Consider the following 12,174-nt stretch of genomic DNA (forward strand, 5'->3'; position numbering starts at 1 on the left):
CTTGTCGCCGCGGCTGTGGTATTCGCCCTTCTGCCTGGTCTTCTGGTCCTGGATCGGCCTGAACGGCCTCGTCCTCAAACGCCGGACGGGCTGAAAGACACAGGCGGAGCCCCCTGCGGGTGGGTGGGGGATCGGGATGGCAGAGCCTTGGCCTCAAACGCCGGACGGGCTGGATTGTGCGGGTCGGTGTTCAAGAGGTGCCGCCTCGTCCTCATGCGCCGGACGGGCTGGGAGGTGCGGGGCGTACCTCGTTTAGTCGGTGTGAATCCTTTCCTTCCCGAGGGCACGATTTTTGTGAGGGGGCGGGGTGCGCATGGACTGGGGCGAGGCCGAACAGTTGGTGCGGGGGGCGCGGCGGGGGTGGCGGGCTGACAGTTTTCTCGGGGGGCTCGGTCGGGGGGCCCAACTCGCCCTGGCCGAGCGGGCGGAGCTCGTGTCCTTCGCTCCTGGTACCGCGCTGATCAGGGAGGGGGATTCCACCACCGATGTCTTCCTGCTCGTCTCCTCCTACGTCAAGGTCACCGCGGCGCTGAGCGGCGGCGGTTGGACCCTCGTCGCCGTGCGGCTCAGCGGGGATCTTGTCGGTGAGCTCGCCGGGATGAGTGGGGCGCCGCGCAGCGCGACCGTCCGAGCCTGTGGGATCGACCCCGTCACGGTGCTGCGGCTCGGGTGGGCCGACTTCGATGCCGTGAAAGAGGCCCAGCCCGAGGTGCTGCGGCGATTACAGGACACCGTCAGCCGCAAGCTGGCGGCAGCCACCCGGCGACGGGTCGACTTCCATCACCGGTCCCCCACCGTGCGGTTGGCCCGCGTGCTGGTCGAAATGGCCGACGACTTCGGGCAGTCGGTGCGTGGACGCGAGGTCATCCTTCCGATGGATTTGAAGCACGTGGAGTGGGGCGAGTTGATCGGGGTCTCCGAGAGCACCGCGTACCGTGCCCTCAGAGAACTGCGCGATCTTGTCGACGCGCATCACCGGCGTGTCATCGTCACCGACCTGACGGCACTTCGCGTGATCGCGGACCGGGAATGAGCACAGAGGGACGGGAGTTGAACATGAGCCAACTGGCAACTCCGTGCAGATCTGTGGTATCCCAAGGCTGTCCATAATCTTTTGGACTTCGCGCTCCTGTTCAGGAGAGGTCACACGTACGTTGCACGACAACGCGTCCGAATCGAGTGACGGATTCGGATCAGATTCGGTGTCGAATCTCTTCGACGCTGTGTACTTGAGAGTGGATCTGGGCGACTACAGCCGTTTCCAGGGTCCACAGATGCACGCGGCGCAGGCGGCGCTCTACGGGGCGCATCAGGACGCGCTCGATCAGGTGCCCGACTCGTTGCGCCGCGACTACCTCGGCTTCCAGAAGGACGGCGACGGATACCTGGTCTGGTGGCGCAGCAGCCTGATGAGCCTGGTGGTCTCCCGGTACGCCCCGGCCTTCCAGGAGAGCCTCGCCAAGCGGAACGTCGGCCGTGAGCCCGAGGAACTGCTCCAGGTCCGGCTGGCCGTGGTCACGAGCCTGGCCAAGGACAGCGCCCTGGGCACCGCGGGCGACGGAGCCGTCGAGGCCAAGCGGCTGGTCGACTGCGCGCAGGCGAAACTGCTGCAGAAGGAGTTCCCGGATCAGCAGCTCGTGGTGATCGTCAGCCTGTACGTGTACGAGCAAACGATTCACCTCGGCTGGGCCCCCGGCGTCGAGAAAGACGCCTTCGAACGGGTCGGCGTGATCGACAAGCACGGGAAGAAACGCGACGCCTACCTCACCGCGCCCGGCCGCACCACGGACGAGGTGCACCGGACGGTGAACCCGTCCTTCTTCGCCCGGATGCGGCGACGCTTCGACCGAGGTGTCGTGCCCGGTCTGCGCAAGGTGATGCGCTTGTTCAGGTGCGCGCCCCGGCTGATGCTGGCGACCGTGGCGCTGCCCGCGGCCGTGGCCCTCGCGGCGGTGCTCCTCGTACCCGTGGCGTTCTCCTCGACGCAGGGCAGCGTGAGGACCGACGCCGCATCCCCGCCGGCCTCTCGTCCGCCCGAGCGGCCCGGACCGGCTACCTCACGTTCGCAGGGTGAGCGGCCGCCGCTGACGCCCCAGTCCGCCCCCTCCTCGACGGCCGACGACGACGAGCGCGGCCCGCTCGGCAACGCGGGCCACGGAGGCGTCCTCGCCGCCGACGGGACGGGCGCGTGGCTCGCCGACGAGCAGGACGAGCAGGACGAGCAGGACGAGCAGGGCGAGCAGGATGAGCAGGGCGAGCAGGATGGGCAGGGCGACCAGGAAGGCGGCCGGGACGGGGTCGAACGGGCCTGGCGGCTGGCCCCGGCCAGCGGTGGCGGGTTGCGGCTCACGGCCGGTTCCGACGCCGACCGAGCCCGTGTCCGAGCCCGTGCCCTGGCCCTCTCCCTCGACACCGCATCGGACCGCGTCCTGCTGCTCCCGTTCGTCGACGACCCCGGTCAGGAGTGGTCCGTCGTCCCCGTGCACGGCCACGACGGAACCTTCCGACTGCTCAACTCGGCCCGCACGGACGGCTGTCTGACCGCGCCCGGCGAGGGCGGCGCGCTGACCGTGGAGCCGTGCCGGCCCGGGGACCGTACGCAGGAGTGGACGGCCCGCTGACACCCGCGCCCTCCCCCTTCCGCTCCGGAGCCACCCCGTCATGTGACGGTCGATGCCTGCCGCCGACGCGGGCGGTTCCATCCTGTCGACACGGGAGACGTGGCGGGAGGGCGGCCATGATGACGGACCACGGGGGCACCAGGACGGTCGAGATCGCCGTGACGGCGGGGCTGGGGGCGCTGTCCGCCTTCCAGGGCTATGTGCAGGAGGCCGACGCCAAGGTCAACAGCATGCTGGTGGTGCACACCGGGGGAGTGGTCGCGGTGGTGACCGCCCTCGGTACGGGTGACGGGCGCCGGCACGGGGCGGTCGCCGACGTCGTCCTGGCCCTGTTCGCCCTTACGTTCCTGGTCTCCGGCCTCCATCTCGCCCTGGCGATGCGGCCCCGCCTTGAGGTGCCGCTGCCGCTGAGCCCCTTCGGCTTCATGGGCCTGGACATCCCGCCCGCCGCCGACCCGAACCTGCTCTGCGCCCAACTGTGGGACATGGCCCGCGTGTTGGGAGCCATCGCGCACGCCAAGAACCGCCATCTGCGGCACGCCATGCCCTGGACCGGTCTCATGCTGTGCTTCGGAGTGACGGTGTCGGTGCTCGGCGCGTCGTAGCCGCACCGGTTGGTCCCCTTTGTGATGATTCGGCCGACCGCTCGTCATCTTCGCCGCCATTACCCGGGCGAGAGGGTTTTTGGGCTCCCGTGGTCCGGTGCGTACGGATTCATGGAAGCGTGTCCCGCGCAGACGCCCGGTGTTCAACTCCCGTTCAGCCGTGGGCGGGAGCGTGGCGCCGACCCGAGGTCCGCCACCCTCCACGGCATACTCACCGTCACAGGAGACACCATGTCGCTCAGTCGCAGGGACTTCGCCACAAAATCCGCGGTCACCGGTGCCGGTGTCGCGCTCGCCGGCAGTGTCGGCGCGCTGGCCACGGCACCGAACGCCCTTGCGGCCACGGACGCCGAGGGCGCGGAGGGAGTGTCCGCGGACGACTACGGACACGGCCACGGGCACGGGCACGGCGGAGTCGGCTACGGAGAGCTGATCGCCGACCCCAAGGGCCTGCTCGCGCTGCCCGCCGGCTTCAAGTACCGCGTCATCACCTACAGCGGCCAGACCAAGCTGGAGTCCGGCGAGTTCACGCCCTCCAACCACGACGGCACGTCCACCTTCGACGGCCCCCGCGGCACGACCCTCCTGGTCAACAACCACGAGCTGGCCGGCCCCCGCGCCCAGTGGCCGCACCCGGTCCCGCTCATCGACGGACTCGTCTACGACCCGGCCGCGGCCGGCGGCTGCACGGTCGTCGAGGTCCGCCCCGGCGGCCATGTCGCCGAGTGGGTCGGCATCGCCGGCACCGCCACCAACTGCGCGGGCGGCAACACCCCTTGGGACACCTGGCTCACCTGCGAGGAGACCGAGGACAAGACCGGCACCAACGGCTTCACCAAGGACCACGGCTACGTCTTCGAGGTCGACCCCGCCGACCGCCGGGCCAACAGAAACCCCAAGCCCATCAAGGCACTTGGCCGCTACGCCCACGAGGCCGTCGTCGTCGACCCCAAGCGCGGCCACCTCTACCTGACCGAGGACGCCTCCGGCCCCAACGGTCTCCTCTACCGCTGGACCCCGCCGGAGCACTTCCACCACGGCCGCGGCAAGCTGCGCACCCTCGCCGACGACGCGGGCGTGCTCCAGGCCTTCAAGTGCTTCGACTCCGGCGGCAAGTTCATCGACGACCTCTCCCGCGCCACGAAGATCGGCACGGTCTACGGGGTCGACTGGGTCGACGTCCCCGACCGCGACGCCAAGACCACCTCCGTGCGCAAGCAGTTCGCCGCCGGCGAGGTCACCCGCGCCCGCAAGCTGGAGGGCATGTGGTGGGGTGACGGCGGCACGTACATCGTCTCCTCGTACGCCCGCACCGAGAGCCCCGTCCAGCACGACGGCGCCGTCTGGTTCTACGACCCCAAGCGCCGCACCCTGACCCTCAAGGTCCTGATCGGCGTCAACCCGGACCCGTCCAAGGACGGCAACTTCGACGGCCCCGACAACATCACCGTCTCCCCCTACGGCGGCCTCGTCATCGCCGAGGACGGCGAGGGCATCCAGCACCTGTTCGGCGCGACCGACAGCGGCCGCACCTACCCGATCGCCCGCAACGAACTCAACATCGGCACCGCCGAGAAGCCCGAGTACAGCGAGTTCACCGGCGTGACCTTCTCGCCCGACGGAAAGACGCTGTACGCCAACATCCAGACGCCCGGCATCATGTTGGCGATCACCGGCCCCTGGAAGCGGCAGAAGCGCGGCTAGTTAATTCGGTCGCCCACCATCGACTGTGCCTCCTACTCTGAGATCACAGCAGCACGCACCTCCCGGTGCGAAGGACGCGGTTACTTCTTCTCGAAAAAGAATCCAACACCGCGGCCGGCTTGATCTCGGGAGGCGCAGCTCATGGTGGGTGCCCGGTGCGCAGGCAGCGGATACTTCAGGGATCCAGTCCGTAGTGATACGGGTGCGGGTTCAAATCCCGTCGTCGGCCCTGGGCCGATGTGGCGGAACGGCAGACGCGCTGGTTTATAAGTGCCGTCGCCGACTCCGATCTCGGGCGCCCACCATTGCCGCGCACTCCCTCCGAAAACGCAGTGAATTCGGGGGAATTCAGCATGTCTCGATTCAACAGGAAGTCCGCCCGCGCGCAGCCCGTCTCCCGCGTCACCTCCACCGGCCGGGTGCTCCGTACCTACGAGGGCGGCCGCGGCCGTGAGCGCGACGCGCGCTCCGAGCTCTTCCTCCTCGCGATCGCCAACTTCGTTTCCCAGCAGACCTTCTACGAGTCCGGCACCGACCGCGACGACCGTTACGCGCGGCTCGTGCACCGGCTCGCCGTCGAGGACCCGGCCTGGACCGCAGGGCTGCTCGGCTGGCTGCGCGGCGAGGGCAACCTGCGCACCGCCTCGATCGTGGGCGCCGCCGAGTACGTCAAGGCGCGCCTCGACGCCGGCGTCACCGACGGCCCGTCGAACCGCCAGGTCGTGGCCTCCGTACTGCGCCGTCCCGACGAGCCCGGCGAACTGCTCGGGTACTGGACCTCGCGGTACGGCCGTGCCGTCCCGAAGCCCGTCAAGCGCGGTATCGCCGACGCCGTACAGCGTCTCTACAGCGGCAAGTCGCTGCTGAAGTACGACACCGCGACCAAGGGCTACCGCTTCGGCGACATCCTCAACCTCGTGCACGCGGCCCCGGACCCGGACAAGCCGTGGCAGGGCGAGCTGTTCCGGTATGCCCTCGACCGTCGGCACAACCCGGACACCGCGCTGCCGCCCACGTCGAGCCGGACGCTGGTCGCGCACCGCGAGCTGATGGCTCTTCCGGTCGAGGACCGGCGTGCCGTCGTCCTGTCCGAGGGCGGTGCCGAGCGGCTCGCCGAGGCCGGGGTGACGTGGGAGGCGCTGGCCGGCTGGCTCCAGGGCCCGATGGACAAGGCGGCCTGGGAGGCCGTGATCCCGTCCATGGGTGCCATGGCGCTCGTCCGCAACCTGCGCAACTTCGACCAGGCTGGTGTGTCCGACGAGGTCGCGGAGCGGGTCGCCGCGCGGATCAGCGACCCGGCGGAGGTCGCGCGCTCGCGGCAGTTCCCGTTCCGGTACCTCGCCGCGTACCGTCACGCGCCCTCGCTGCGCTGGGCGTACCCGCTGGAGCGGGCGCTCGGCCACTCGCTGGCCAACGTGCCCGCGCTGCCCGGCCGGACGCTGGTGCTGGTGGACCGCTCGGGCTCCATGTGGGCGCGGCTGTCCGACCGTTCGGAGCTCAACCGGGCCGACGCGGCGGCGATCTTCGGTACGGCGCTCGCGCTGCGGGCGGCGGACGCGGATCTCGTCGAGTTCGGCACGACCAACCGGCGGCTGGACTTCCGCCGGGACGAGTCGGTGCTGAAGATCCTGGACCGCTTCGGCAGCCTGGGCGGCACCGACACCACCTCGGCGATCCGCGCGCACTACCGGGGACAGGACCGGGTGCTGATCGTCACCGACGAGCAGTACGCGTACAACCGGCACGGTGACCCGACCGAGCAGGTGCCGGCGCACATCCCGGTCTACACCTGGAACCTCGCCGGGTACCGGGCGGGCCACGGCCCGTCGGGCCAGGCGAACCGGCACACCTTCGGCGGCCTCGGCGACGCGGCCTTCCGGATGGTTCCGCTGCTCGAAGCGGCCCAGGACGCCGACTGGCCCTGGGCGGCCTGAGCACCGAAGCGTGGCCCGCACTTCATACGGGGGGTGCGGGCCACTTCCATTCCCTCCCATGCCCTCCCTTGCCCCCTCTTGTCCTCGGGGAGATTGACATCTAACATTTCAGTTCATGGAGGCTCTACGACCCGTCCCGCGCACCCTCCTCAGGGACCGCGCCTACGAAGTCATCCGCGACGCCATCGTCGCCGGGGAGATCGAGCCCGGCACCGTGGTGCGCGATGCCGATCTCGCCGAGCGGCTCGGGCTGTCCCGCGCGCCGGTGCGGGAGGCGTTCTCGCGGCTGGTGGACGAGGGACTGCTGGAGAGCAAGCCGCAGAGCTATACGCGGGTGACGCCGGTCGTGGCCGCCGAGGTGCGGGACGCGGCCGCCGTGGTCGGTGCCATGCACGAGTTGGTGACCCGGGTCGCCGTACCCCGCCTGCGGGCGGCGGACCTTGACGAGATGCGCGCGGCCAACGGCCGGTTCGCCCTCGCCGTGACCGGCGGTGACGTGGACGCGGCCCTGCGCGCCGACGACGAACTCCACGACGTACTGGTGCGGGTGAGCGGCAATCGCGCCGCCGCCGCCACCGTCGCCCGCTACACCCCGCTCATCCGCCGCTTGGAGCGACGGCGCTTCGGCGAGGGCGGCTCCTGCCGTTCGGCCGGGCTGCACGAGCGGCTGATCGAGGCCTGCGCGGACGGTGACACCGAGGGCGCGGTCCTGGTCACGGTCGCCATCTGGCACACGCTGGCCGACCTGGCCGACCCGGCAGATCCCGCCTGACCCCGCAGATCCCGCCCGACCCGGAGGCAGCATGTCCCTTTCCTCGTACGACCGTTACCCGCTCCTCTTCGGTCCCTCCCCGGTGCACCCGCTGGAGCGCCTCACCGCCCACCTCGGCGGCGCCTCTCTCTGGGCCAAGCGCGAGGACTGCAACTCCGGTGTGGCGTACGGCGGGAACAAGACCCGCAAGCTGGAGTACCTGGTCGCCGACGCGATCGCCAAGGGCTGCGACACCCTGGTCTCCATCGGCGGGGTGCAGTCCAACCACACCCGTCAGGTCGCGGCCTGCGCCGCCCGCGCCGGGCTCAAGTGTGTGCTGATACAGGAGAGTTGGGTCGAGTGGCCCGACTCCGTGTACGACAAGGTCGGCAACATCCTGATCAGCCGCCTGGCCGGCGCGGACGTGCGGTTGGTGAAGGCCGGGTTCGGTATCGGCTTCAAGGAGAGCTGGGAGCAGGCGCTGCGCGAGGTCGAGGAGTCGGGCGGCAAGCCGTACGCCATCCCGGCCGGCGCCTCCGACCACCCGCTCGGCGGCCTCGGCTTCGCCAACTGGGCCCACGAAGTCGCCCGGCAGGAAGCCGAGTTGGGCGTCTTCTTCGACACCGTGATCGTGTGCTCGGTGACCGGGTCCACCCAGGCCGGCATGGTCGCCGGGTTCCGGGCGATCGAGGAGGCGGGCGGGCGTGAGCGCCGCGTGCTCGGCATCGACGCCTCGGCCAAGCCCGCCGAGACCCGCGAACAGGTGGCCCGCATCGCCCAGGGGACGGGCCGACTGATCGGGGTCGAGCGGGAGTTGACCATAGACGACGTCGAACTCGACGACCGCTATCACGCCGGGATCTACGGCATCCCGGACGAGACCACCCTGGAGGCGATGCGCCTCGCCGCCTGCACCGAGGGCATGGTCACCGACCCCGTGTACGAGGGCAAGTCGATGGCCGGGATGATCGACCTCGTCGCGCGCGGCGAGATCGACCGGGACTCCACCGTGCTCTACGCCCACCTCGGCGGACAGCCCGCGCTGAACGCGTACAGCGCCCTGTTCTAGCGAGCCTTCGCGGCAGCCCTCCCGACCCCCTCGGCCCTCCTGCCGGTGATCACGAACGCCGACACCAGCAGGGCGGTCAGGGCGATCAGCGCGCCGACGCCGAACGCCCGGGCCGAGCCGTGGACGAGGATGTCGGACGGCGATCCGGTCGCGTGCCGGGTCGCCGTGCCGAACACCGTGACCAGGATGGACAGGCCGAGCGTCCCGCCGAGCCACTGGAGGGTCTGGAGCAGGCCCGAGGCGGCGCCCGCCTCGCGGGGCTCGATGCCCGCGAGGATCGTCGCGTTGAGCGGCATGAAGCTGAGGCCGACGCCCATGCCCATCAGCAGCAGCGGACCGGGCAGCCCGGTCACGTAGCCGTCGCCGGGCCGGAGTCGCCACAGCCATGCGGCCGCCACGACGAGCAGGGCCATACCGGTGAGCAGGACCGGTTTCGCGCCGAAGCGGGCCAGCAGGCGCGGTACGAACCGGACGACCGTGAACAGCGCCAGCGTCAGCGGCAGGAAGGCGAAGCCCGCGCGCAACGGGCTGTAGTCCAGGACCCGTTGGCTGATCAGGGTGAGGAAGTAGAACGCGCCGAACATGCCGGCCGGCAGCAGCAGGACGCCCGCGTAGCCGCCCGCGCGGTTGCGGCTCGCGAACAGGTGCAGCGGCATGATCGGTTGGTCGGCGCGGGACTCGACCAGGGTGAAGCCCACCAGCAGGGCCGCCGCCGCGCTGAAGCCCAACTGCGCCTGGAGATCGCCCCAGCCGTCCGACGAGACCCGGATGAACGCGTACACCAGCGAGGTCATCCCGGCGGTGCCGGTGAACGCGCCCGCCGCGTCGAACCGGCCCGCGTGGCGCGGGGTCTCGCCGACGAAGCGGGGGAGCGCCAGGGCCACGGCCGCACCGATCGGCACGTTGATCAGCAGCGACCAGCGCCAGGACGCCCAGGAGGTGAGCATGCCGCCGATGACCAGGCCTATCGAGGCGCCGATGCCGGCCATGGAGGTGTAGATGCCGAGCGCGTGGTGGCGGCGCGGGCCCTCCGGGAAGTTGGTGGTGATCAGGGCGAGGGTGTTGGGTGCGATCAGCGCGGCGCCGATGCCCTGCAGGGCACGGGCCGCGAGCAGCCAGGCGCTGTCGGTGGCCAGTCCGCCGAGCAGCGAGGACGAGGCGAAGAGCAGCACGCCGATCGTGAGCGTGCGGCGGCGGCCGACGATGTCTCCGATCCGGCTGCCCAGGAGGAGCAGTCCGCCGAAGGCGAGTGTGTAGGCGTTGAGGACCCAGGACAGGCCGGTGGGGCTGTAGTCGAGGTTCCTCTGGATGTCGGGCAGGGCGACGTTGACGACGGTGGAGTCGACGCCGACCATCAGATACGCGGTCACGATGACGAAGAGGACGGTGCGGAGCCTGGCGGGCCCGGGTGGCGCGGAGAGAGGATCGGCGGTGGTGGACGGTGCGGACGGGGTGGACATGGAGTTCTCCCGGTCTGGCGTCCCCGGCTGAAACGCGTGCGGGCAGCGCGGACTGCCCGCCGAAGTAAGCGGGGACTGTCTCCGTTTAGTACTCGGTAAGATACGGAGAGAGTCCCCGGTTCGCAAGGAGTATCTGGATGACGCAGGTCAGGCCCATGCGCGCGGACGCACGGCGCAACTACGACCGGCTGCTGAAGGTCGCGGCCGAGGCGTTCGCCGAGCACGGGGAGAACGCGTCGCTCGACGACATCGCCAAGCGCGCGGGGGTCGGCTCGGGGACCTTGTACCGGCACTTCCCGACCCGGCAGGCGCTCCTTGAGGCTGCCTACGTCGAGCGGATCGAGGCGCTCGCGTCCCGCGCGGACGAGATCGCGAAGGAGCTCCCGCCGGGCGAGGCGCTGGTCGAGTGGCTGTACTGGGTCGGCCTCGGCATGATCCAAGTGCGCGGCATGAAGGCCCTGTTGGGCTCCGCGGTCATGGACGGCGGCGAGGCCGCGTTGACGGCCTGCGCGGGCTCGATGAAGGGCGCGGCGCAGCGGCTGGTCGAGGCGGCACAGCGGGAGGGCACCCTGCGCCAGGACGTCGAGCCGATCGAGATCCTGCGGCTGGCCCACGGAGTGTCCACGGCTTCCGAACTGGCGGACGGCCAGGGGAAGTTCATCCGGCGGTATCTGTCGCTGCTGACGGACGGGCTGCGGCCGGGGGCGGCGGGCTGAGCGTCTCGGGCCCCGGAACACGGGAGGGGCGCCCTCGATCCAGGGCGCCCCACGGGTGTCGTACTCCTGCCGTTACAGCGACTGGGCCGCCGGCTTCACCATCCCGCGTACCGTGCGCGACTTCACGAAGTTGCCCATCGCCGTCATGTCCCACTCGCCGGAGAACTGCCGGACGAGCTTCGCCATCATGACGCCCGTCTGAGCCTCGGCGTTGGTGAGGTCGAAGCGGACGAGCTCCTCGCCGGTGGCGGCGTCGATCAGGCGGCAGTACGCCTTGGCGACCTCGGTGAACTTCTGCCCGGTGAAGGAGTTGACCGTGAAGACCAGGCCGCTGACCTCCTGGGGGATACGGCCGAGGTCGACCACGATCACCTCGTCGTCGCCACCGCCCTCGCCCGTGAGGTTGTCGCCGGAGTGCTTGATCGCGCCGTTCAGGATCGACAGCTTGCCGAAGTAGCAGCTGTCGATGTGGTTGCGCTGCGGGCCGTAGGCGATGACCGAGGCGTCGAGGTCGATGTCCTTGCCGCGGTAGGCGGGCTCCCAGCCGAGGCCCATCTTGACCTGGGAGAGCAGCGGGCGGCCGCCCTTGACCAGGGACACCGTCTGGTTCTTCTGGAGGCTGACGCGGCCCTTGTCCAGGTTGATCTTGCCGGTGCCCGGGGCGGGGGCCGCGGGAGCGGGCGGCGCGGCCGGGGGCGGCGGGGTGCGGGACAGCGACGGGGCCGGCGGGGCCACCGGCGTCTGGACCGTCGGCGTGGGCTGCGGCGGGGCGGCCGGCGCCGGGGCCGGCTCCTCCACCGAGACGCCGAAGTCGGTGGCGATGCCCGCGAGTCCGTTGGCGTAGCCCTGGCCGACCGCGCGGGCCTTCCAGGCGCCGTTGCGCAGGTAGATCTCGACGATCACCAGGGCCGTCTCGGAGCCGAGCTGCGGGGGCGTGAACGTGGCCAGCACGCTGTTGTCGTCCGCGCCGCGGATCGTGGCCGTCGGCTCGATGCCCTGGAAGGTCTGGCCCTGGGCGTCCGGGCTGGCGGTGACCACGATCTTCTCGATGCCGGGCGGGACCGCCGCCGTGTCGACGACGATCGCGTCCGGTGCCGTACCGCCGCCCGACCGGTACGTCACACCCGGTCCGTTCGGCTGGTTGTAGAAGATGAAGTCGTCGTCCGAGCGCACCTTGCCGTCGGCGGTGAGCAGCAGGCCCGAAACGTCGAGCCGCACCGGGGCGGCGACGTCCACCGCCACGCGGGCGGTGGAGAGAGGGATGTTCGAGCCGGGGGTCATAGCTGTCATGCCCGGAGAACGAGCGAGGCCGCT

At 70.6% G+C, this 12,174-nt stretch carries 10 protein-coding genes; 8 read left to right on the forward strand and 2 right to left on the reverse strand.

Annotated elements, in window-relative coordinates; translation table 11 throughout:
• Positions 1–313: 313 nt before the first annotated feature.
• From ACWDR3_RS18250 to ACWDR3_RS18280, 7 genes are all read left to right on the forward strand, one after another.
• Positions 314–1,033 (forward strand): Crp/Fnr family transcriptional regulator, encoded by a 720-nt coding sequence (locus ACWDR3_RS18250; RefSeq protein WP_450353503.1) that lies wholly within the window; start codon positions 314–316, stop codon positions 1,031–1,033.
• A 196-nt stretch (positions 1,034–1,229) separates the two neighbouring features.
• On the forward strand, positions 1,230–2,621 hold the full coding sequence (locus ACWDR3_RS18255) for a hypothetical protein (RefSeq protein ID WP_450353504.1): 1,392 nt from the start codon (positions 1,230–1,232) through the stop codon (positions 2,619–2,621).
• A 116-nt stretch (positions 2,622–2,737) separates the two neighbouring features.
• Complete coding sequence (locus ACWDR3_RS18260) at positions 2,738–3,226, forward strand: hypothetical protein (protein WP_450353505.1); 489 nt, start codon at positions 2,738–2,740, stop codon at positions 3,224–3,226.
• A gap of 231 nt (positions 3,227–3,457) precedes the next feature.
• Positions 3,458–4,930, forward strand: a complete 1,473-nt coding sequence (locus ACWDR3_RS18265; protein ID WP_450353506.1) for an alkaline phosphatase PhoX — start codon at positions 3,458–3,460, stop codon at positions 4,928–4,930.
• A gap of 353 nt (positions 4,931–5,283) precedes the next feature.
• Positions 5,284–6,864, forward strand: a complete 1,581-nt coding sequence (locus ACWDR3_RS18270; protein ID WP_450353507.1) for a TROVE domain-containing protein — start codon at positions 5,284–5,286, stop codon at positions 6,862–6,864.
• 115 nt (positions 6,865–6,979) lie between these two features.
• Positions 6,980–7,636, forward strand: a complete 657-nt coding sequence (locus tag ACWDR3_RS18275; protein ID WP_450353508.1) for a GntR family transcriptional regulator — start codon at positions 6,980–6,982, stop codon at positions 7,634–7,636.
• Between the two features lie 31 nt (positions 7,637–7,667).
• Positions 7,668–8,684: a 1-aminocyclopropane-1-carboxylate deaminase gene (locus tag ACWDR3_RS18280; protein WP_450353509.1), complete on the forward strand. Its 1,017-nt coding sequence runs from the start codon at positions 7,668–7,670 to the stop codon at positions 8,682–8,684.
• Here ACWDR3_RS18280 and ACWDR3_RS18285 read toward each other — a convergent pair.
• Entirely contained in the window at positions 8,681–10,144 is a 1,464-nt protein-coding gene (locus ACWDR3_RS18285; protein WP_450353510.1) for an MFS transporter, read from the reverse strand. The two genes, ACWDR3_RS18280 and ACWDR3_RS18285, sit on opposite strands and share 4 nt — an antisense overlap.
• A 137-nt stretch (positions 10,145–10,281) precedes the next feature.
• On the opposite strand from ACWDR3_RS18285, the gene ACWDR3_RS18290 reads away from it, so the two are divergent.
• On the forward strand, positions 10,282–10,860 hold the full coding sequence (locus ACWDR3_RS18290; protein ID WP_450353511.1) for a TetR/AcrR family transcriptional regulator: 579 nt from the start codon (positions 10,282–10,284) through the stop codon (positions 10,858–10,860).
• 72 nt (positions 10,861–10,932) lie between these two features.
• Here the strand turns inward: ACWDR3_RS18290 and ACWDR3_RS18295 are convergent, their stop codons facing one another.
• The gene (locus ACWDR3_RS18295; RefSeq protein ID WP_450353574.1) at positions 10,933–12,141 is read right to left on the reverse strand and encodes a TerD family protein; all 1,209 of its coding nucleotides are present in this window, start codon (positions 12,139–12,141) and stop codon (positions 10,933–10,935) included.
• Between the last annotated feature and the right edge of the window lie 33 nt (positions 12,142–12,174).

The organism is Streptomyces sp. NPDC001002 (assembly GCF_053599215.1).